A 21683-nucleotide genomic window follows, 5' to 3' on the forward strand; every position below is an offset into this window, starting at 1 on the left:
CGGCAGCCTAATCCCCCCTCTCCGGGCTGCCGCACCCCTTTTTAGTACCGCCGCCGTGGTTTCCCTCCACCACGGCGGCATTTTTTTGCGCTTTGCGCATGGCAATGCCGGTTGGCTCAACAGAGCCGGTCTTTCCGTTTTGGTCCTGCCGCTCTAGGTTGGCTTCGCAGAATCGAAAGGCCAGGAAAAAATGCTCGCCATCGCACCCGTTCTCGATCACCTCGACGCCAATCTCGACAAGAGCGTCGAGAGGCTGTTCTCGCTGCTTCGCATCAAGTCGATCTCGACCGACCCCGCCTTCGCCGCCGATTGCCGCAAGGCCGCCGAATGGCTGGTCGAGGACCTGAAGTCGATCGGCTTCGAGGCGAGCGTGCGCGACACGCCCGGCCATCCGATGGTCGTGGCCCACCATGAAGGCCCGTCAGCGGACGCCCCGCATGTGCTGTTCTACGGCCATTACGACGTCCAGCCTGTCGATCCGCTCGACCTGTGGCATGACGATCCGTTCGATCCCAAGGTCAAGGAACTCGGCCCGGACCGCAAGGTCATCACCGGTCGCGGCTCCTCCGACGACAAGGGCCAGCTCATGCTTTTCGTCGAAGCCTGCCGCGCCTACAAGGCCGTGCATGGCAAGCTGCCCTGCCGCGTGACCATCCTGTTCGAGGGGGAGGAGGAGTCCGGTTCGCCGTCTTTGAAGCCTTTCCTCGACGCCAATGCCGAAGAGCTGAAGGCCGATTTCGCCATGGTTTGCGACACCGGCATGTGGAACCGCGATACGCCGGCTATCTGCGTGGGGCTGCGTGGCCTTGTGGGCGAGGAAGTGATCGTCCATGCCGCCGACCGCGATCTGCATTCGGGCGAGTTCGGCGGTGCCGCCGCCAACCCGATCCGCATCCTGGCCAAGGCGCTTGCCGACATGCATGACGACACCGGCCGCGTCACCATTCCCGGCTTCTACGAGGGCGTGGAGGAAACGCCCTCGCAGGTGCTGAAGTCGTGGGAATCGCTTGGCGAGACCACCGAAAGTTTTCTCGGCGAGGTAGGGCTGTCGGTCCCTTCGGGCGAAAAGGGCCGTTCCGTGCTGGAACTGACCTGGGCGCGCCCGACGGCCGAGTTCAACGGCATCACCGGCGGCTATACCGGCAAGGGCTTCAAGACGGTCATTCCCGCGCAGGCTTCCGCCAAGGTGTCGTTCCGGCTCGTGCACAAGCAGGATCCGGCCAAGCTCCGCGCCGCGTTCCGCGATTTCGTCCGCGCGCGCATTCCGGCCGACTGCTCCGTCGAGTTCCACGAGCATGGCGGATCGCCGGCCATTCAGCTCTCCTACGACTCGCCCTTCCTGATCAATGCGCAGCAGGCGCTGTCCGACGAATGGCCCAAGCCGGCGGTGATGATCGCCATGGGCGGTTCGATCCCCATTGTCGGCGATTTCCAGACTTTCCTCGGCATGGAATCGCTGCTGGTCGGCTTTGCCCTGGTCGATGATCGTATCCATTCACCGAACGAGAAATACGACATGTCCTCCTTCCATGGCGGGCAGCGCTCCTGGGCGCGCATACTCGACGCGCTGACGAAGAAGTAAGAGACACCGGCATGACCATTCGCTTTCACAAGAACGATCTTCCCGACCTTTCCAACTATCAGGTCGATGCCGTTGCCATCGACACCGAGACGCTGGGGTTGAACCCGCATCGCGATCGGCTCTGCGTCGTCCAGATATCGCCGGGCGATGGCACCGCCGATGTCATCCAGATCGACCAGGGACAGAAGACGGCGCCCAATCTCGTGCGCTTGCTGGGCGACAGCACCGTCACCAAGCTGTTCCATTTCGGGCGATTTGACATTGCCGTGCTCTACAATGCCTTCGGTGTGATGCCGGAGCCGGTGTTCTGCACCAAGATCGCCTCGCGGCTGACCAGAACCTATACCGATCGCCACGGCTTGAAGGATATCTGCAACGAGCTGCTGGGGGTGAGCCTGTCGAAGGCGCAGCAGTCGTCCGACTGGGCGGCCGAGACGCTGACGCCCGAGCAGCTCGAATATGCCGCCTCGGACGTGCTTTACCTGCACCGCCTGCGCGATGTTCTGGAAAAGCGACTGGCACGCGAGAATCGCACCGCAGTTGCCGATGACTGCTTCCGCTTCCTGCCGACGCGTGCACGGCTCGACCTGATGGGCTGGCCGGAAGACGATATCTTCGCCCATAGCTGATCGGTAAAGCGTTTCAGGATAGTCCCGGAACGCATTTTCCTGCGCAACCTCACTCTTCTGAGCGATCCCTTCCGACCGCGCGCGCCTCGGTGCGCGCGGCCGGAAGGGAACGATTCGCGTTTGACGAAGTTATTGCCAAAACCATTGCCTCAGTTCCCTTTAATTCGAGAAAAGATTTGTTTTGTGTAAATCTTGCGGTCTTTCTCGAATTGAGTGATAATAATTAAAGAGGGAGCTTGGGAGGTAGAACAATGTTTTTCCTTGCGCTCTGGGTCATTAGTGCCGGAGTAACAGTGTTAATTGCATCTTCAAATGATTCCGATGCTATGATCTGGTTGCTGATCGGGGTTGCCTTGGGGCCATTGGGTGTTCTTTTGGCTCTATTATTTGAACATCCAAGGAAATCTCATAAGGCTTGATATCCGGGATGTTGGGTCGCGTGGCACGCGGCCCATGACAAACTGTCCACTTGCGCCTTGCGATTCCACCGCTTAGCCACGGCTGCGCGGAATCGGGGGCCATGTGATGACCAATACCAGCCAGCAGATCGGTTTGTCGTTCTGGGCAAAGACAGACCTTGCCACGCGCGCAGAAGCCAGAAGGCTTTTGTCCGCGGTGGTGGAGGAGGGTGCCGACGACTTCGTCGGTTTGTTCTACAACGCTTTCCTGGCCGATGATGAAGCCTCGACCTTTCTGAGCCACAGCGTGGTTCATGAACGGCTTGGCAAGTCGTTGCGAGGCTGGCTGATCGAGTTGCTGTGCGCTGATCCTGATGCGGGCTTCGAGGCGTTCGACGAGCGGCAGAAGCAGATCGGCGAAATCCATGCGCGCATCAAGATTCCGATCCATCTGGTGATGGCGGGTTCAAGCCTGCTCAAGAGCGAGGTGTCGGCGCGTCTTCTGGAGAAGGATGCGGACCGCAATACGGTCATCGTCGCGCTGATGCTGATGTCCGAACTGGTCGATTATGCGATTCGCCAGATGAGCCAGGCCTATGTGGTCGGCACCACCCGGCGCGCGCAGGTGGACGAGGCCTATCGCCTCGTCTCGCTGGGGCAGGATGTCAGCCTGGAGCGCGAAAGCCAGCGCGCGGCCCTCATGGAGTGGGGACAATCGGTTCTGTTCGGCCTTTTCGGCAATGCCGGCAGCGCCCCGCCTGAGCCGATCTCGCAATCCGCCTTCGGCCTCTGGCTGCGGCACCGGGCCGGAATGATGTTCCAGGGCGCTTCCTCGCTGGAGGGTATCGAGGACGCGGTGCAGCAGGTCGATCGCGTGCTGCTCCCCAAGATCGATGAAGCGAGGGCGGAAGGAGGAGATCGCCTGCAGGACGTGCTGCGCCGGTTGCAGGCCAGCATCGAAGAGATCAAATATCTCCTCAACGATCTCTTCCAGAGCGTCGCCGGCATGGAGAATGCGCGCGATCCCATGACCAAGGCGCTCAACCGGCGCTTCCTGCCGTCCATCCTCAGCCGCGAAGTGGCGCTCGCCAATTCCTCTGGTTCGTCGCTCACGCTGCTGATGATCGACGTCGATCATTTCAAGCAGATCAACGACAAATGGGGCCATCTGGCAGGCGACACGGTGCTGCGCCAGATCGCCGAGGTGATCATGGACAATGTGCGCCCGTGCGACTTCGTGTTCCGCTATGGCGGCGAGGAATTTCTCGTGGCGCTGGTCGAGACGCCGGAGGGCGCCGGCGTCGACATCGCCGAGCGCGTGCGGCGGCAATTCATGGAGCACAAGCTTCAATTGCCGGATGGCGATGCCATCACCGCCACCGTCTCCATCGGCGTTGCGGGTCATCGCGGCCATCCCGACTATGCCTATCTGATCGACCTTGCCGACAAGGCGCTCTATCGGGCCAAGACGCTGGGCCGCAACCGGGTCGAGATCGACTCCGCGGTGGCGGCCGAGTAGGCCCTGACCTCGATCAGACGGTTTCTTTCGGGATCGCCGTGTAAACGCGCGTGATGAACGTGGCGAATTGCTCCATATAGGTGCGCAGGAATTCTTCCGTTGTCTTGTCGGATACTTCGCCGTCTTCGGTAATAAGGCCCGGCTTGAACTGAATATAGGCTTCCGGCGCATTCATCTGGGGTGAATTGCAGAAGCTCAGCACGCTGCGCAGGCTTTGCTGGGCCACGGCCGTGCCAATGGCGCCGGGCGAGGTGCCGATCACGGCGGATGGCTTGCGCGTGAAGGAATTGGTTCCATAAGGCCGGCTCGCCCAGTCGATGGCGTTCTTGAGCCCGCCGGGGATGGAGCGATTGTATTCGGGGGTCACGAACAGCACCGCGTCTACCTCCGCCAGCGCCTTCTTGAAAGCCTTGGCGGGCGGCGGAAAGTCGGCGTCATAGTCGTAACTGTAGAGCGGCAGGTCCCTGAAAGGGATTTCCGCCATCTTCAGGCTTTCGGGGGCAAGCTGCACGAGAGCCTTTGCCAGTTTGCGGTTGATGGATTCTTTCGCAAGGCTACCGATCAGATAGCCCACCTTGTGCACCGTCATGGCCGAACTCCGTTGCGCCGAACGATTCTGTCGTGATTGGAACCCCGCAGAAGGGGTCAGATAGAGCCCGGCGAACGGCCGTCAATTCGCCATGTGAAACTGCCGGATTGCATCGCCGCCCATACCTGCGGCAGGTGGCGCTGACGGAACGGGGTCCCGGATCGCCCTTGTGGCTGTAACATTCTGAAATCCTGTGACTTTTCTTAAAACTGATTTAATCGCCCGTTAAATCGCCGCATTTACTGTCCACTCGACCCCTTCAAGGATGGGACGGACAGCGCAGTCGTATGGCGAAAAGAGACACCCGCATCGAACCGACTTTTGACAGACCGGGCGACCGTGAGGACGCGTCGGGCCTGTCGGTCAGCGAGGACGATCGCGTCATTCCCACGCGGCGCAGCCGCGCGCCCGAGCCGCGCCGCAAGGCCGAAAAGGTACAAAGGGCCGAGCGGGCGGAGCCGAAGCAGCGCCGGGGCAAGCCCAGGAAACGCCGCGGCTTTTTCGGCGGCATCGGCCGGCTTGTCTATTGGGCCTTCGTGCTGGCCATCTGGGCCGGCATCGCGGCAGCCGGCATCGTCGTCTATTATGGCGCGCAGATGCCCAGTTCCACCACCTGGGCCATTCCCGACCGTCCACCGAATGTGAAGATCGTCTCGGTCGACGGCCAACTCCTGGCCAATCGCGGCATGACCGGCGGCGAAGCCGTCGGCCTGCATGAAATGTCGTCCTATATCCCGCAGGCCGTCATGGCCATCGAGGACCGCCGCTTCTATTCGCATTTCGGCGTCGATCCGTTCGGCCTTGCGCGTGCCCTGGTGGGCAATCTCAGCCGCGGACGCGTCTCGCAGGGCGGCTCGACGCTGACCCAGCAGCTTGCCAAGAACCTGTTCCTCAAACCGGACCGCACCATCGAGCGCAAGGTGCAGGAGGTGTTGCTGGCGCTGTGGCTGGAGCAGAAGCACACCAAGGACCAGATCCTCGAAATGTACCTGAACCGGGTCTATTTCGGCTCGGGCGCCTATGGCGTGGAGGCGGCTTCGCGCCGCTATTTCGGCAAGAGCGCGCGCGATGTGACGCTCGCCGAAGCGGCTCTGCTGGCCGGGTTGCTGAAGGCGCCGTCGCGGCTTTCGCCGGCGCGCGATCCCAAGGCGGCCGAAGCGCGCGCGCAGCTTGTGCTTGGCGCCATGCGCGAAGAAAACATGATCTCCGACAAGGAACTGGCGACCGCGATGAGCACGCCGGCCTCGCGCGCCGCCTCCTACTGGACCGGCTCGGAGCACTATGTGGCCGACCGCATCATGGAGGAACTGCCCGGCCTGATCGGCGAAGTGCGCTCCGACATCATCGTCGACAGCACCATCGACCTGAACCTGCAGAATCTTGCGGAAAAGTCGATCCGCCGCCTGATCGACGACAAAGGCAAGAAGCTCGATGTCAGCCAGGGCGCACTGGTGTCCATCGACAACACCGGCGCCGTGCGCGCCATGGTCGGCGGCTATGATTACGCCAACAGCCAGTTCGACCGCGCCGCCGAAGCACGCCGCCAGCCCGGCTCCACCTTCAAACCCTTCGTCTATCTGGCGGCGCTGGAGCAGGGTCGCACGCCCGACAGCATCCGCAACGACGCGCCGATCAAGATCGGCAACTGGACGCCCAACAACTATGGCGGCAAATATTTCGGCAAGGTCACGCTGGCGACGGCGCTGGCCAAGTCGCTGAATTCGGTGGCCGCCCAGCTTGCCATGGAGGTCGGCCCACAGGCCGTCATCGAGGCGGCGCACCGCATGGGTATCGAATCGCCGCTGCAGGCGAATGTGTCGATTTCGCTCGGCACGTCCGAGGTGACGCCGCTGGAGCTGACCGCCGCCTATGTGCCCTTCGCCAATGGCGGCTACCGCCCCGAAGTGCATTTCATCCAGCGCATCACATCGACCTCGGGCGAGGTGCTTTATGAGAACACCAACACAAACGCGCCGCGTGTCATCAGCCCCGAAATCGTGGGCATGATGAACGCCATGATGGCTGGCACCGTGGAAGCGGGCACCGCGCGCAAGGCCGCGTTCAACTGGCCGTCCGCCGGCAAGACCGGCACCAGCCAGAATTCGCGCGATGCCTGGTTCGTCGGTTACACCTCAAACCTCACGACCGGCGTTTGGTTCGGCAATGACGACGGCAAGCCGATGAAGAAGGTGACGGGCGGCGCCATGCCGGCACAGGCTTGGCATGAATTCATGGTCGCCGCGCATGAAGGCGTGCCGGTGGCGCCGCTGCCGGGCACATGGAAGCCGCAACCGGCCGACGAACCTCTGGCCGATCCGGGCCTTTTGCCGGACGTGCCGATGGCATCGGGCAATCTCCCCGCTCCGGCAGGGCAGGGTGAGCCGACCGACGTGACCGCGGCAATCGACGCGGCCGATCGCGATGCCGGCTTCATTCCCCGGCCGCAGGCCGCAGTGCCGTCCGCGTCAGGTCGCCCGGTTCCGTCCGCCGATGTCGGTGGGCCGGTCGTGCGGCGGGAAGGCTCGATCCTCGACGTCATCCTCGGCAACTGACGCGAGGGGCTGCGGCCAAACCGCCACTCGCCAGCGCGGTCTCCATCGTCTACATAGCGGACGGGAGATCGCATCATGACCGACACTCGAAAGACCATTGTTCTGACCGGCGCCAGCCGCGGCATCGGCCACGCTACCGTCAAGCGCTTTTCGCATGAGGGCTGGCGTGTCATCACCTGCTCGCGTCAGGACTTTGCCGAGAACTGCCCCTGGCCGGCCGGCCCGGAGGACCATATCAAGGTCGATCTGGCGGATCCCGAGGATGTCGGTCGCGCCGTCGCCGAAATCCGCCACCGACTGAAGGACCAGGGCGGCAAGCTCCATGCGCTGGTCAACAATGCCGGCATCTCGCCGAAGCTCAAGGACGGCAGCCGCATGAACTCGCTGGACACGCCCATGCATGTCTGGCGCGATGTCTTCCAGGTGAATTTCTTCGCGCCCATCATGCTGGCGCGGGGGCTGTTCAAGGAACTCGAGGCGGCACAAGGGTCCATCGTCAACGTCACCTCGATCGCTGGCACCCGCGTTCATCCCTTTGCGGGCACGTCTTATGCGACCTCGAAGGCGGCGCTCGGTTCGCTGACGCGCGAGATGGCGCATGACTTCGGCCCGCACGGCATCCGCGTCAACGCCATCGCCCCGGGCGAGATCGACACCGCGATCCTGTCGCCGGGAACCGAGAAGATCGTGGAAGCCATCCCGCTGCGCCGGCTTGGCTCGACGGCGGAAGTGGCCGACATCATCTTCTTCCTGTGTTCGGGCCAATCGTCCTATGTCACCGGCTCCGAAATCCACATCAATGGCGGCCAGCACGTCTGACGCGAGACGCTGCGGCCCGCCTGGAAAGACAGGCCGTTTGCGGAACGGATCAGTTCTCGCTGAGGATTTTCTCGATGTCCGCGACCGAATGGTTGGTGAGCGTCTTGGGGACCTCCGCCACCACGCGCGCGTCGACCTCCTTGTGAAGCTTCTTGCGTAGCTCGCCGATCACCACCGGCGGCGCGACCAGAACGATGTGCTCGAATTCCTTGCGATGCGCCATGGCGTAGAGCTGCTCGGCGATTTCGTCGGCGAACCGTTCCTTGGAGATGCGGTGCCAGTCCGTGTCTTCCATGGAGCTTCGCGGCGTGTTGGCGCCGTCCATCCGGCCTGGCCGGTCGCTGCCCTGTTCGCGGGTGGGCGGATTTCGCTCCTGCAGGCCGCCCACGACGTTGAGGTCGGGGTAATCCACATCGCCCTTGTTGCGCAGATAAAGCGCTTTTTCTCCGTCCGCGACGAGAACCCATGTGCCGTGCTTCAATCTGATGCCGCTCATCTCGTCTCCTCGTCTGGTTGGTTGATTTTCGTTTTCAGGCCCCGTCCCTGAAACGCGCCGGTGTTGAGGATGTTCCGAAAAGGCAGTGCGGCCGGTCGCCTGATCTTCCGCTGAAACGGTTTCGCCGAACGAGGCGCCGTTGTCGGTGGCCGGAGGATTATTTTTCTCGTCCCGGTAAGGCCGACGCAAAAGCGATTGCTTCCGCCATCCGGTGACGCGAGTGGGTTTCTTCTGGTCTCGAGGCGTGCGGGCTACAAATTCCGGCACGCTAGGAACCCCCAGATTTTGCCATGACCAAGCCGTCCGCGAAGCTCAACACATTCCCCGTTTTCATGCGGGTCGAAGGGCAAGCCGTGGTCATCATCGGCGGTGGCGAGGAAGCCTTCGCCAAGGCCCGGCTGATGGCGCAATCGAGCGCGCGACTGCTTGTGGTATCGGATCGTCTGGAAGCGGACTTTGCCGCGTGGATTGCGCAGAACGGCGTCAGCCATATCAATGCCCCCTATCGGGCAGGTCATCTTGCCGGCGCGGTGATGGTTTTCGTCGCAACGGGTGATGTCGTGCAGGATCGTACCGTTTCCAACGACGCGCGCAGGCTCGGCGTCCCGGTCAATGCCGTGGATCGGCCCGAGCTGTGCGACTTCTTCACGCCGGCACTGGTCAACCGTGCACCGCTCGCCATCGCCATCGGCACGGAAGGCGCGGGGCCGGTCTTGGCGCAAATGGTGCGCGCAAAGATCGACCGCTTGCTGTCGCCGTCGCTGGGGCAGCTTGCGGGTCTGGCCAGTTCCTTCCGGGAGACTGCCGAGGCGCTGTTGCCGAAAGGCACTGCGCGTCGGCGCTTCTGGCGGGAGTTTTTTGCCGGCGCGCCCGCGCGCGCGCTGGAGCGCGGCGAGCTGGAGAATGCGCGCCGCGCAGCCGCAGAACTGCTCCATGGGGACAAGGCGGCAACCGGCCATGTCGCGTTGGTGGGCGCGGGGCCGGGCGCGGAGGATTTGCTCACCCTGCGCGCGCATCGTCACCTGATGGAAGCGGATGTGATCGCTTATGATGCGCTCGTGCCGGAAGCGGTTATTGCCATGGGCCGGCGCGATGCCGACCGTCTGCCGGTCGGCAAGCGCAAGGGCTGCCATTCCAAATCGCAGGCCGAAATCAACGTTTTGCTGGTGAAACTGGCGCGGCAGGGCAAGCGCGTCGTGCGGCTGAAGTCAGGCGATCCGCTGGTGTTCGGCCGGGCAGGCGAGGAGATGCAGGTGCTGCGCGATGCCGGCATTTCCTATGAGGTGGTGCCGGGCGTCACTTCCGCCTTTGCCGCCGCTGCCGATTTCGAGCTGCCGCTCACCTTGCGTGGCGTCACCTCGTCCATGGTCTTCACCACAGGCCATGATCTGAAGGGAAAGTCGCTGCCGGACTGGGCGAAGCTCGCGATTTCCGGTGCGACGGTTGCCGTTTATATGGGCCGGTCGGTCGCGGCCGATGTCGCCACCCGCCTGATTGAGGCGGGCCTCGCGCCCGACACCGCCGTCGCGGTGGTGGAGAATGCCAGTCTGGCCGGACGCCGCAAGTTCCACGGCACGCTGGCCGACCTGTCCTCGCTGGAGGCACGCACAGACCTGACCGGCCCGGTCATGACCATCATCGGCGACGCCGTCGCTGGCGCGAACTTCACCGGCTCCGAACCGCTCGCCGGCCAGCGCGCCAAGGCCGCAAACCGCAGTTTCGAGGATAGCCTGACATGAAGGTATTGACCGCCAATCGCCTGGTCGACGGAGAAGCCGTCTGGTTTTCGGCCGCGCATCGCTGGTCCGAAACGATTGAGGGCTCCGAGATCGCGGCTGATAAGGCAGCCGAGGAGCATCTTGAGGCAATCGCCAGGGCCGCCACCGACAATAACGAGGTGGTCGATGCCGCGCTGATCGACGTGCAGGTCGTGGATGGCGGGATCCGCCCGTTACGGCTGCGCGAGCAGATCCGTGCGGCCGGGCCCACCAACCGGGTCGACCATGGCAAGCAGGCGCGGCCGCCCGTTTCGCAGGCAGCGTGAAACCGAGAGACGAAAACCATGTATCGTTACGATGAGTTCGACCATGAATTCGTGAAGGCCCGTGTCGCCGAGTTCGCCGATCAGGTCGAGCGGCGGCTTGCCGGCGAGATCACAGAAGACCAGTTCAAGCCGCTGCGGCTGATGAACGGGGTCTATCTCCAGCTCCACGCCTACATGCTGCGGGTGGCGATCCCCTACGGCACGCTGAATTCGCGCCAGCTGCGCATGCTGGCGCACATCGCCCGCAAATACGACAAGGGCTACGGCCATTTCACCACGCGCCAGAACATCCAGTACAACTGGCCGGCGCTGGCGGATGTCCCCGCTATCCTGGCCGATCTCGCCAGTGTCGAGATGCACTCGATCCAGACGTCAGGAAACTGCATCCGCAATGTCACGGCCGACCATTTTTCCGGTGCGGCGGCCGACGAGGTGGCCGATCCGCGCCCTTATGCCGAAATCCTGCGGCAATGGTCGTCGGTGCATCCGGAGTTTTCCTACCTGCCGCGCAAGTTCAAGATCGCGGTGACTGGCGCCGAGCGCGACCGAGCGGCCATCAAGACGCATGACATCGGCCTGCACCTGAAGCGCAACGAAGCTGGCGAGCTCGGCTTTGCCGTCTATGTCGGCGGAGGGCAGGGGCGCACGCCGATGGTGGCGAAGAAGATCCGCGACTTCCTGCCGGAAGCGGACCTGTTGTCCTATGCCACGGCCATCCTGCGCGTTTACAATCTGCACGGCCGCCGCGACAACAAGTTCAAGGCGCGCATCAAGATTCTGGTCCATGAGACCGGCGCGGAAGAACTCACCCGTCAGGTGGAGGCCGAATGGAAAAGCCTGAGGGATGGCGAGTTGAAGCTGCCGGAGGCGGATGTGCGGGCAATCGCCGCCTATTTCGCGCCGCCTTTGCTGCCGGCTCGCCCGGAAGGCGATGAGCAGGTAAAGCTTGCCCGCCTCGACAGCCGTTCGTTCAGCGAATGGCTGGACCGGAACGTTACCACGCACAAGAATCCGGATTATGCGGCCGTGACCATTTCGCTGAAAGGCATCGGCGAGACGCCGGGTGACGCCAGCGCCGAACAGATGGAGGCGGTGGCCGATATCGCCGAAAAATATGGCTTCGACGAGTTGCGCGTGAGCCATGAGCAGAACCTTGTCCTGCCCCACGTGGCACGCGCCGATCTCAAGGTCGTTCATGATGCACTCGCCGAAATCGGGCTGGCGACGGCAAATTCCGGACTTATCACCGACATCATCGCCTGCCCCGGACTGGATTATTGCGCACTGGCCAATGCCCGCTCCATTCCCGTGGCGCAGGAGATTTCGCAACGTTTCGCCTCGCTGGAGCGCCAGCGCGACATTGGTGAACTGAAGCTGAAGATTTCCGGCTGCATCAATGCCTGCGGACATCACCATGTCGGCCATATCGGCATATTGGGGGTCGAGAAGAAGGGCACGGAACTCTATCAGGTCACGCTTGGCGGCTCGGCGGACGAAAACACGACCATCGGCGAGATCGTCGGTCGCGGTTTCGGGCCGGAAGAAATCACCGACGCGATCGAAACCGTGGTGGAGACCTATCTGCGGGTTCGCCGCGACAGCTCGGAACGGTTCATCGACACCTATCGCAGGCTTGGGGCTGCCCCGTTCAAGGAGGCGCTCTATGGCAGCGAAGCCAAGGCCGCTTGACGCCGAGGCCGATGCGCTGGCCCGCGCCGAGGCGCTGAATGCGGCCTGCGGGGAACTGCATCCGCGCGAAATCATCGAGCGGGCGGTGACCCGGCAGTTTGCCGGTGAGATCGCGGCCGTCTCGTCCTTCGGTGCTGATTCAGCGGTGCTGCTGCATATGATTGCGCAGGTGGACCACGCCCTGCCGGTGATCTTCCTGGATACAGGAAAGCATTTTGGCGAGACGCTGGAATATCGCGACGCCTTGGCGTCCGACCTTGGCCTGAGCAATCTGCGCATCGTCACCCCCGAGGAGGCCGCACTGAAGCGCGACGACCCCGATGGCAAGCTGCACCTGTCGAACACCGACGCTTGCTGTGCCATCCGCAAGGTCGAGCCGATGGCGCGCGGCGTGGAGCCATTCAGCGCATGGTTCACCGGCCGCAAGCGCTTCCAGGCTGCCACGCGCGCGGCGTTGCCGGCTTTCGAGGCGGTGGGGCCGCGCATCCGCATCAATCCGCTGGCGCGCTGGAGCGCGGGCGATCTTGCCGATTACATGCGCGACCACGGCCTGCGGGAAAATCCGCTGGTTGCCTATGGCTACCTGTCGATCGGCTGCTTTCCCTGCACGCAACCCGTCAAGCCGGGCGAGGACGCGCGCAGCGGACGCTGGGCCGGGCAGGCCAAGACCGAATGCGGCATTCATCTCGCCGGCCTCGACCGCGCATTGAGCAACTAGGAAACATCTGATGCCTGAAACCAAAGCGCAGCCGCGCCTGTGGACATCACAAGGGTTCCGCGAGGACGACTGGGGCCACGCCGAAAGTGCGGAAGCGCTCGACAATGGCAACGGGCGCGTGATTCTACCTTTGCGGACCTTCCTCGATCTCGACCCGCAAGCGCGTGAGAGCGCTCGCGCGCGGCTGGGCGTACTGTTGCAGCCGGGCGATCCGCTGGAAGCGATTGCCGGGCTGCTCAATCAGCTTTCGCTGGTTGCGCTGGCGTTTCCGGCCTTCAGCGACGGCCGTTCCTTTTCCAAGGCGCAGCTTCTGCGCAGCCGCCACGGCTTCCAGGGCGTCGTGCGCGCCACGGGCCAGGTGCTGGTAGATCAGTTGCCGCATATGCTGCGGGTCGGCTTCGACGAGTTCGAAGTCTCGCATCCCACGCTGCTTGCCCGGTTGGAAGCGGGGCAGACAGGCGGCTTGCCGATCCATTACCAGCCTGCCGCAAAGCAGGTCGGCAAAGGCGGCAATTATGCCTGGCGTCGTGTTGCCGCATCGAGATGAGGTGTTCGACCTAGTTTTTGCGCCGCAAACCGTCCATTCCGGAATCTTCCGCATGGTCCAGCTTGCCGAGCAAGTCCCGGATCTTGCGAGGAAGTTCCTGATCGACCTTGAAGGCCGGTAGGGCGCGAACGAAGCGCTTCACGGCGTCGGAGCCGAACTGTCGCCTGATCTCAAGTGCCAGGGCATCAGACGTTCTGTTGTTGTTGCCACGGGCCATTTCCCAAAACCTTTGTTCTTTGGGACGGAAACTCGTTGTGCCCTCTTATTGTTCCTTTTTGACGCAGCGTCCGCCACAGTAACCGGCCGGCATGGTTAAGATTTAACTAAAAATGCAAATATTGGCGGGGTATGCCGTTCGCTTTCCACAGGGCAGGCCTGTCGGTGGCAACCCTTGATTTTTGGGCTGCGAACCTCGATATCGGGCGCGATCTTCCTATTCTTCAGAAAATGACGGGATAAGCGATGAGCGATCAGGAAAAACACGAACACATGCCCGAAGAGGCACAGGCTGCGGACGCTGCCGCCGAAAGCAAGCCGGCCGGCAATGAGAGCGACCATGAAGTGCTCGTGCGCTTGATGAAGGAAAACGAAGAGCTCAAGGACCGCGCCCTTCGGACCGCCGCCGACATGGAGAATCTGCGCCGGCGCACCGCCCGCGACGTGCAGGATGCGCGCGCCTATTCGGTCGCCAATTTCGCCCGCGACATGCTCGGCGTCTCCGACAATCTGCGTCGTGCCATCGAAGCTGTGCCGGCCGACGCGCGCGCGGGCGACGATGCCGGCCTCAAGGCCCTGCTTGAAGGCGTGGAGATGACCGAGCGCGCCATGCATTCCGCGCTGGAACGCCACGGCGTCAAGAAGCTCGAACCGCAGGGCCAGAAGTTCGACCCGCATTTCCATCAGGCGATGTTCGAGGTTCCGGACCCGAGCGTTCCGGCCAACACGGTGGTGCAGGTTGTCCAGAGCGGCTATTCGATCGGCGAGCGCGTTCTGCGGCCTGCCATGGTCGGCGTTTCCAAGGACGGACCCAAGCAGGCTCCGGCGGAAGCCGCGGCCGAGCCCGGCCCGATCAACGAACAGGCCGAAAAGGACGCCTGACGCATCTGCATCGGCTCCCGGGCGTGGTTGCATGCGTTTCAGCGATCGCGCATCTTCGACGCTGGGTGACGGTATTGCGTGCTGAACCGATCAGCGCCCGTCAGCAATAACGGGACGGGCGCGATGACCCCATTTCAGCTTCTCGACTACGCAGGCGTGGCGGTGTTTGCCGCCACCGGCGCGCTGGCCGCCTCGCGCAAGCAGCTCGACATCATCGGCTTCCTGTTCCTGGCGAGTGCCACCGGCATCGGCGGCGGCACGCTGCGCGATCTCATCCTCGGTGCGCCGGTCTTCTGGGTGCGGAACCCCCATTACGTGATGGTCTGCGCGGCCATTGCAGTCATCGTCTTCTTCACCGCGCATCTGGTCGAATCGCGCTACAAGCTTCTCCTGTGGCTCGATGCCATCGGTCTGTCCGCCTATTCGGTGATGGGCGCGGGAAAGGGGCTCGCGGCAACCGGCTCGCCCACCGTGGCCATCATCACGGGCATGCTGACGGCGACCTTCGGCGGCATATTGCGCGATCTGCTGGCGGGTGAGCCTTCCGTGCTGCTGCGGCCGGAAATCTATGTGACCGCTGCCATGACCGGGGCTGCCGTCTTCATGCTTGCCGGTGTGCTCGGCGTGCCCGAAGCTCTTTCCGCCTCGCTGGCTTTTGCCGCAGCGTTTATCGTGCGCGGCGGTGCGCTGAAATTCGGCTGGTCGTTCTCGACCTACAAGAGCCGGCCCGGCCGCCGCCCGGAAGATATCCCCTGAACTTATAGGGCGTGCCGCGCCTGCCAGCGTTTGACCAGCGACCGGGGGGCCTGCCGCAGCCATGCCTGTTCAAGTCGCAGGTGCAGTTCATCGAGCGGTATGGCCTCGATACGGATCAGGATGTAGGGCCAACCCTTGTAATGGTCGGTCTCGAAATAGAGGTCAGGGGCTGCTGAAAGCAGCATTTCCTTGTCTTCGTGTTCGCAAACCATCGCCACCGTGCCGGCATCCTTGACCCGGCAAAGCAGTTTCTTGCCCACCTTTAGCGCCGGCGTGCCATAGGACGTGGCCTCGATAATTTCCGGCAAGCCTTCCGCCGCGCGTCGCAGCTTGTCGAAGGCTTTCGGAAACGCCTCGGCCATCGCTGGCTCAGGCAGCGAAACGCTGTGCGTCGCTGCCGTAATAGTTGATGTAGCGGCTGCTGATCGCCTGTACCGGCAGCACGACGAAGACGTCCACCGTGCCGAAATCCTCATCGATGACGCAGCCGTCGCCGATGCGTGCGCCAAGGCGCAGATAGCCCTTCACCAGCGGCGGCATCGCTGCGAGTGCCGATTTGAGGTCGAGCGCGTCCGCCGGCTTCATGTCCATGCGGTGGTAGCGGGCGGGCACGGCGCGGATTTCCCAGTCGCCGTCGCTGCGGCAATGATGGGCGAGATAGGACAGCGCCTCGGCATGGGCGGCCGGATCGGTTCCCTGGAACGATGCGCAGCCGGCCATGACCGTGATGTCGTAGCGGTTCACATAGGCCCAGATACCCTGCCACAGCACTTCGATGGTGCGCTTGGAACGATATTCGGTCAGCACGCAGGAGCGCCCAAGTTCCAGGAAACGCTGGTCGGGATGGCGGGCGATCAGCTCCTTCAGTTCGAACTCGTCTTCGGAATAGAAGCCGCCTGCCGCGACCGCCTTTTCCTGCCGAAGCAGCCGGTAAGTACCCACGATCCGTTTGTGCTCGGGGCCGGGGAGGGCGGTGTCGACCACCAGCAGATGGTCGCAAATGGCGTCGAAGCGGTCGGCGTCGCGGCGATCCAGCGCCTGTGCCTCGTCCTGCTTCGCGCCAAGCTCGTCATAGAAGACGCGGTAGCGTACCTCTTGCGCGGCCGCGATCTCGTCCGCGTGCTGCGCCAGCCGCACCTCAAGCGAGCCGATGCGGCCGAGCGGCCGGCTCTGGCATTCCTGCTGCGCGGCAATGCCGTTGGCCTCGGTGAAAGCGTCGCGATTCGGCAGCACTGTCTGCACGGATGTTTCTCCTTCGAGCCAGTCCACATGCAGCGGAATAGTGGCAGAGTGCAACAGGATTGTGACTGTATCGCGATAGCCGGCAAGGAGCAATGCGAGGCAATGATGCCGGCTAAGCGTTGTGGATGAAAGGCGCTCAGCCTTCGGCCTGCTCCGCCACCGCCCGCACCAGAATGTGGGGATCGAGCGGTTTGGTGACGAAGCCCGTGGCGCCATGCGCCAGCACCGAATGTCGGGTCTTTTCCTGGCTGTCGGCCGAAAGCACCAGGATGGGAAGTGCCACGATCCCGTGCTCTTCCTCGTGCCGGCGAATCGCCGCTATGGCGTCGAGCCCGTCCATCACCGGCATGTGCAAGTCCATCAGCACGACGTCATAGCGTGGCTTGTGCCCCGTCGTGGCTTCCACGGCCGCGCGGCCATTGCTTACCACATCCACCTTGTGCCCGGCCTTGACAAGGGCGGCGCGCGCCAGCAGCGCGTTGATCTCGTTGTCCTCGGCGATCAGCACCGACAGAACACGCCGGTCGCCCGGTTCCCCGGCAGGCGGGATGGCGGGGTGCGTCGAGGCAGAGGACGTCACATCGCGGGCGATTGCCGACAGAAGCACGCGCAACAGCGTTTCCCCCCGCACAGGCCGGGCGAGGAAGATAGGGTAGCCGTTGCGGCGGAATTCACCCAGCAGGCCCCGGTCCGTCGGTGCGATCAGCGTGATCGCCTCGGCCGTGGCGAAGCCGCTGCGGCGCAGCCGCTTCAGCATATTGCCCTCGGCATCTTCCAATGCGGCATCCACCAGCAGCGTATCGCAGCCCTCCGCCAGCGTGGCTGCCTGCGTCACCGTGTCCGCGATCAGCATCGTGCCGCCATGGGCTTCGACGGTGAGCGCGATGGCCTGCGCCTCGATGCGGTTGTTGGACAACATCACCACTCGCCGTCCGGTCAGCACATCGCCGCGAATGTCGCCGGGTGTCGGCTCGTTCGCCGGAACGGTGAAGGCGAATTCCGATCCTTCGTTTCTGGTGCTCCTGACGGTAATCTCGCCGCCCATCGACTGGACGAGACGGCGCGAGATCGCGAGGCCCAGCCCGGCGCCGCCATGGGCACGCGTCGGGGTGTCGTCGACCTGTTCGAACTCATTGAAAATGCGCTCCAGATCGGCCTGATGCAGCCCTTCGCCTGTGTCGATGACGGCAAAGTTGAGCATGTTCGCCTTTTCGTCGGGGGCGCGGCGGACGGTCAACAACACGCCGCCGGCATCGGTGAACTTGATGGCATTGCCGATCAGGTTGAGCAGAACCTGCCGCAAGCGGCCTGGATCGGCGGTGATCATCTGCGGCACGTCCGGGGCGATATGGCAGCCCAGCCCGATGCCCTTGGCATAGGCGCGTGAGGCAAGCAATTCGACCACATTGCTGGCGATCTCGCGCGGCGACATTGGCTGCGGCTCGGGCTCGAAGCGGCCCGCCTCGATCTTGGAATAGTCGAGCAGGTCCTCAATCAGCGCCAGGAGCGCACTCGCCGAGGTCGAGACTGCGCCGACATAGGTGCGCTGCTCCAGCGAAAGCTCGGTGTCGGCCAGCAGCTTGGCCATGCCCATGATGCCATTCATCGGTGTGCGGATTTCGTGGCTTACCGTCGCCAGAAAGCGTGATTTGGCCTGGCTGGCATGCTCGGCGCGCTCGCGCGCATGAATGAGTGCGGTTTCGGCCCGCTTGCGGGCGGTGATGTCGCGTGCAATGGCGCGGTGCGAAACGGTGTCGCTATCCTTGTCGCGCACGGAAAGCTCGATCCAGGAAAACCAGCGCTGGCTGCCGGCGGCGTGGATGACGACATCGGTGGAGCTCAGGCATTCGCCGTCGGCGAAGGCGGCGTCGGGCACGACCGCGACCTCCACGCCCAGTTCGGCAAGCGTGCGGTCGGTCAGTTCACGCGGCTCCAGACCGAGAAGATCGGCGAAAACGCGATTGGCGTAGACGACGCGGCCCTCGCGATCGCGATGGACGACGAGATCGCCCAGCGCGTCGATGAGGCCGTGAAAGCGTTCCTCGCTTTCCTGCATCTCCCACATGCGGTCGGCGAGGGCTTCGATCTCTTCCTGATTCGGTGCTGCGGCTTCAGTCAGGCTGGCGTGGGTCCTGGCACGCAATGCCACGGCCAGCGAAAGACCGACCACCCCGATCGCAAGCAGGCCGAGGCTGACGACATGCGATGCATTCGTGAGCCAGGCGAGTATCGCGAAAGTCAGGATCGCGGCAATCAGGGCGTGCGTGAGGCCAGGCGAAGCGTATTTCGGAGGCTCCGGCGCCGGCGGAGGCGGAGCGAGCGGCTTGCGCAGAGGCAGCGCTATGACCCGTCCCGCGGGCGCTTCCGCCGGGGCCGTGTTCTCATAGTCGAGCTTGGTCTGCGTCTCCATGGTCCGATCCTACGTCACGGGCCTTAGGGAAGCTTTGGAAGGATATCTCGAATTTTACGGATCGGCGGCGGACGTCGCCGCATGCATCAGGAAGGTGGAAGAGCCCTATGGCGCCGCCAGACGAAAAGCTCGTCGACCAGCACCAACACTGCACCGACCGAAATGAAGGCGTCGGCCAGATTGAAGACGGCAAACGACCAGACCGGCGTGTGGAAGAAGATATAGTCGATCACATAGCCATAAAGCGTGCGGTCGATGAGGTTGCCTATCGCGCCGCCTACGATGAGCGCGAAGCCGATGCGCGCCAGCACCTGTTTCGGTCCGGTGCGGAAGGCCAGATAGAGCACGAAGACGACCACCACGAGCGACATCAGGATGAGCCCCTTGTCGCCGAAGGAGGAGAACATCGAGAAGGCAATGCCGGTGTTATAGGTGCGATAAAGCGCCAGAAAGGGCAGAATATCGACCTTGTCGTGCATGAAAAGCTGGGTTTCGACCAGATATTTGACAAGCTGATCGATGATGATGGCCAGCAGCGCAATCAGGCCGTAGGGCAGCAGCGATCTCCAGCTCATGCACCGGCTCTCGCGTCGAGGCTGAGCGCGCCGCGCCTGATCTCGTAGAGCATGACGCCCGTGGCGACCGCAAGGTTGAGCGAATCGGCACGCCCGGCTTGCGGAATGCGCAACAGCCGATCGCAGCTTTCGGCCAGCGTGTCGGGCAGGCCCTGCTGTTCGTTGCCCATCATGAGCACGACGGGCTTGCCCGAAAAATCGACCGAGCGATAGTCCACAGCACCCTTGAGATGCGTGCCGACGACGAGGCCGGAAAAGCCCTTGCGCCAGTTCAGGAATGCCTCGGGGGTAACTTTGGCCACCGGAACGGCGAAGATCGAGCCCATGGTGGCGCGGACCGTTTCCAGCGAGAAGGGATCGGTGGTTTCGCCGACCAGAACGACACCCCTGGCGCCCACCGCATCCACGGTGCGGATGACGGTGCCGAGATTGCCGGGGTCGCGCACGCGGTCGAGCGCCACCCACACGTCGCCATCCTTCGGGCGAACGTCCTTCAGCGGCAGATAGCGCTGCGCGAACACGCCCACCACCATTTGCGGGTTGTCGCGCCGGGTGATCGAGGTCAGCACCTTTTCGGAGACTTCCAGCACCGTGCCGCCGGCGGCAACAGTGCGCGCGGCCACCTTCTCGATGGTCGGATTGCCAAGTCCGGCCTTGGCGAAGATCAGCGTCCTGATTTCCCAGCCGAGGTCGAGCGCGTCGATGACGAGCTTCAGCCCTTCGGCCATGAAGGCGTTTTGCTGGTCGCGGAATTTCTTCAGCGCCAGCGCCTTGATCTCTTTCACCAGCGGATTGGCGAGGCTGGTGACTTCCTTGACCCGTCCGGGAGCGCGATGCTCGCTCATTTTGCCAGCCACCGTGAGAAGAGGGATGTGGAAAGCGCGCGGCCTGCCGATTTTTCGCGGATGATGAGTTCGCCCGACTCCACCACCCCGCCCATGCCGGCGAAGGTGTCGCGCATCAGCGCATGGATTGCGAAGAAGGAGGAGCGGATCGAATAGGCCGTCAGCACCACCGCGAGCGGCTTCGGCGTTAGGATCGACCGGCAGATGTCGGTCAGCGCCGGCAGGTCCTCGAACAACTGCCACACTTCACCCTTCGGCCCGCGTCCATAGGCGGGCGGGTCGAACAGGATGATGTCGTAGGCATTGCCGCGCCGTTCCTCGCGCTCGGCGAATTTCATCGCGTCCTCGCAGATCCAGCGGATCGGCTTGTCGGTGAGGCGCGCGATCTCCTGATTTTCCCGCGCCCAGCCGATGGCCTTCTTCGAGGCATCGACATGGGTCACCTCCGCGCCGGCGCGCGCGGCTACGAGAGAGGCAAGGCCGGTATAGCCGAACAGGTTCAGCACCTTCACCGGGCGTCTGGCATCGCGGATCAGCCCGGCCATGTGGTCCCAGTGCGAGGCCTGCTCGGGAAACACGCCGACATGGCGAAAGGAGGTGAAGCGGCCGAGATAGTCGATGCCATCATGGCGCATCGGCCAGGTCTCGCCGAGAGGTGCCTTGGGAAAGCGCCAGCGGCCCATGCCCTCCTCGTCGGTGTCGCCGGTGAAGACGGCATCGACATTGTTCCATTCCTTCGCCGGCAGCGCGCGCTGCCAGATCGCCTGACCCTCGGGGCGCACGATGCGGTAGGGGCCGTATTGCTCAAGCTTCTCGCCATTGCCGCTGTCGAGCAGGGCATAATCGTCGTTCGGCGCAACTTCGAGGATCACCGGCAACCGTTCGGCGGGCAACGCGCCTTCGCGGCGAACGATCTTGCGGGCAGCGGCATTCGATTCAGGCGCAGATTCGGCCGTTGCAACCGGGCGTGGCTCGTCACGCGGGCGGACGGGCGTCGGCGCTGAACCTCCCTTGCGGGGTGGTTGCGCACGATTATCGCGGCGTTTGTCGCGCGGGCTCTTCAAGGAATGTGGTCTCCGATCGGTCAAGCCGCTTTTGGCACAGGGCCGGATGCTCCGCAACCGGACCGGAAGTCGCGCGTGGGCCGTTTCCGTTACGATCCGTCATCCCCACGC

22 protein-coding genes are annotated in these 21683 nt (G+C 63.4%); 13 read left to right on the forward strand and 9 right to left on the reverse strand.

The genetic code is table 11. The features are described from left to right. The first annotated feature begins 190 nt into the window (after positions 1-190). The 4 genes from C7441_RS10240 to C7441_RS10250 all read left to right on the forward strand — a co-directional run bounded on the left by C7441_RS10240 (position 191) and on the right by C7441_RS10250 (position 4128). Positions 191-1582, forward strand: coding sequence for a M20/M25/M40 family metallo-hydrolase (locus C7441_RS10240; RefSeq protein ID WP_109612788.1), 1392 nt, complete (start codon positions 191-193; stop codon positions 1580-1582). 11 nt (positions 1583-1593) lie between these two features. Further along, the gene (locus tag C7441_RS10245; protein ID WP_109612789.1) at positions 1594-2211 is read left to right on the forward strand and encodes a ribonuclease D; all 618 of its coding nucleotides are present in this window, start codon (positions 1594-1596) and stop codon (positions 2209-2211) included. Between the two features lie 251 nt (positions 2212-2462). Continuing rightward, on the forward strand, positions 2463-2630 hold the full coding sequence (locus C7441_RS24245) for a hypothetical protein (RefSeq protein WP_210205629.1): 168 nt from the start codon (positions 2463-2465) through the stop codon (positions 2628-2630). A gap of 106 nt (positions 2631-2736) precedes the next feature. Next, positions 2737-4128, forward strand: coding sequence for a GGDEF domain-containing protein (locus C7441_RS10250; protein WP_109612790.1), 1392 nt, complete (start codon positions 2737-2739; stop codon positions 4126-4128). A gap of 13 nt (positions 4129-4141) precedes the next feature. Here the strand turns inward: C7441_RS10250 and C7441_RS10255 are convergent, their stop codons facing one another. Further along, entirely contained in the window at positions 4142-4717 is a 576-nt protein-coding gene (locus C7441_RS10255) for an NADPH-dependent FMN reductase (protein WP_109612791.1), read from the reverse strand. Between the two features lie 287 nt (positions 4718-5004). Between C7441_RS10255 and C7441_RS10260 the strand changes: the two genes are divergently transcribed. Together C7441_RS10260 and C7441_RS10265 are read left to right on the forward strand one after the other, a co-directional pair. Beyond that, positions 5005-7269, forward strand: a complete 2265-nt coding sequence (locus C7441_RS10260) for a transglycosylase domain-containing protein (protein ID WP_109612792.1) — start codon at positions 5005-5007, stop codon at positions 7267-7269. Positions 7270-7344: 75 nt separating this feature from the next. Continuing rightward, positions 7345-8088 (forward strand): SDR family NAD(P)-dependent oxidoreductase, encoded by a 744-nt coding sequence (locus C7441_RS10265; RefSeq protein WP_019172782.1) that lies wholly within the window; start codon positions 7345-7347, stop codon positions 8086-8088. Positions 8089-8137: 49 nt separating this feature from the next. On the opposite strand, the gene C7441_RS10270 is transcribed toward C7441_RS10265, so the two are convergent. After that, entirely contained in the window at positions 8138-8584 is a 447-nt protein-coding gene (locus C7441_RS10270; protein ID WP_019172783.1) for a baeRF12 domain-containing protein, read from the reverse strand. 290 nt (positions 8585-8874) lie between these two features. Between C7441_RS10270 and cysG the strand changes: the two genes are divergently transcribed. The 5 genes from cysG to C7441_RS10295 are packed head-to-tail and all read left to right on the forward strand — an operon-like array spanning position 8875 to position 13582. Further along, positions 8875-10323, forward strand: coding sequence for a siroheme synthase CysG (cysG, locus tag C7441_RS10275; protein WP_109612793.1), 1449 nt, complete (start codon positions 8875-8877; stop codon positions 10321-10323). Then, complete coding sequence (locus C7441_RS10280; RefSeq protein ID WP_019172785.1) at positions 10320-10628, forward strand: DUF2849 domain-containing protein; 309 nt, start codon at positions 10320-10322, stop codon at positions 10626-10628. The genes cysG and C7441_RS10280 overlap by 4 nt, the downstream gene beginning before the upstream one ends. 18 nt (positions 10629-10646) lie before the next feature. Continuing rightward, positions 10647-12317, forward strand: coding sequence for a nitrite/sulfite reductase (locus C7441_RS10285; RefSeq protein WP_109612794.1), 1671 nt, complete (start codon positions 10647-10649; stop codon positions 12315-12317). Continuing rightward, a complete protein-coding gene (locus C7441_RS10290; RefSeq protein ID WP_109612795.1) occupies positions 12292-13035 on the forward strand; it encodes a phosphoadenylyl-sulfate reductase in 744 nt (247 codons plus the stop codon). The genes C7441_RS10285 and C7441_RS10290 overlap by 26 nt, the downstream gene beginning before the upstream one ends. A gap of 10 nt (positions 13036-13045) precedes the next feature. Next, positions 13046-13582, forward strand: coding sequence for a DUF934 domain-containing protein (locus tag C7441_RS10295; RefSeq protein ID WP_109612796.1), 537 nt, complete (start codon positions 13046-13048; stop codon positions 13580-13582). A 10-nt stretch (positions 13583-13592) separates the two neighbouring features. On the opposite strand, the gene C7441_RS10300 is transcribed toward C7441_RS10295, so the two are convergent. Further along, on the reverse strand, positions 13593-13799 hold the full coding sequence (locus tag C7441_RS10300; RefSeq protein WP_019172788.1) for a hypothetical protein: 207 nt from the start codon (positions 13797-13799) through the stop codon (positions 13593-13595). A 245-nt stretch (positions 13800-14044) separates the two neighbouring features. Between C7441_RS10300 and grpE the strand changes: the two genes are divergently transcribed. Both grpE and C7441_RS10310 read left to right on the forward strand, forming a co-directional pair. Further along, the gene (grpE, locus tag C7441_RS10305) at positions 14045-14680 is read left to right on the forward strand and encodes a nucleotide exchange factor GrpE (RefSeq protein ID WP_109612797.1); all 636 of its coding nucleotides are present in this window, start codon (positions 14045-14047) and stop codon (positions 14678-14680) included. A 123-nt stretch (positions 14681-14803) separates the two neighbouring features. After that, positions 14804-15436, forward strand: a complete 633-nt coding sequence (locus C7441_RS10310) for a trimeric intracellular cation channel family protein (RefSeq protein WP_019172791.1) — start codon at positions 14804-14806, stop codon at positions 15434-15436. Between the two features lie 2 nt (positions 15437-15438). On the opposite strand, the gene C7441_RS10315 is transcribed toward C7441_RS10310, so the two are convergent. The 6 genes from C7441_RS10315 to C7441_RS10340 all read right to left on the reverse strand — a co-directional run bounded on the left by C7441_RS10315 (position 15439) and on the right by C7441_RS10340 (position 21572). Then, positions 15439-15798 carry an MmcQ/YjbR family DNA-binding protein gene (locus C7441_RS10315; protein ID WP_019172792.1) on the reverse strand — a complete coding sequence of 120 codons (360 nt, stop codon included), beginning with the start codon at positions 15796-15798 and terminating at the stop codon, positions 15439-15441. 7 nt (positions 15799-15805) lie between these two features. Next, positions 15806-16630 carry a l-ornithine N(alpha)-acyltransferase gene (gene olsB, locus C7441_RS10320; protein WP_170125087.1) on the reverse strand — a complete coding sequence of 275 codons (825 nt, stop codon included), beginning with the start codon at positions 16628-16630 and terminating at the stop codon, positions 15806-15808. Between the two features lie 184 nt (positions 16631-16814). Further along, positions 16815-19088, reverse strand: coding sequence for an ATP-binding protein (locus C7441_RS10325; protein ID WP_109612799.1), 2274 nt, complete (start codon positions 19086-19088; stop codon positions 16815-16817). Between the two features lie 86 nt (positions 19089-19174). Further along, positions 19175-19663, reverse strand: a complete 489-nt coding sequence (lspA, locus tag C7441_RS10330) for a signal peptidase II (protein ID WP_109612800.1) — start codon at positions 19661-19663, stop codon at positions 19175-19177. Next, complete coding sequence (locus C7441_RS10335) at positions 19660-20508, reverse strand: TrmH family RNA methyltransferase (RefSeq protein WP_109612801.1); 849 nt, start codon at positions 20506-20508, stop codon at positions 19660-19662. Before C7441_RS10335 ends, lspA begins: the two co-directional genes overlap by 4 nt. Next, positions 20505-21572 carry an RsmD family RNA methyltransferase gene (locus C7441_RS10340; protein WP_109612802.1) on the reverse strand — a complete coding sequence of 356 codons (1068 nt, stop codon included), beginning with the start codon at positions 21570-21572 and terminating at the stop codon, positions 20505-20507. Before C7441_RS10340 ends, C7441_RS10335 begins: the two co-directional genes overlap by 4 nt. Positions 21573-21683 lie beyond the last annotated feature (111 nt).

The sequence above is a fragment of the Pseudaminobacter salicylatoxidans genome (assembly GCF_003148475.1).
GTDB lineage: Bacteria > Pseudomonadota > Alphaproteobacteria > Rhizobiales > Rhizobiaceae > Pseudaminobacter > Pseudaminobacter salicylatoxidans.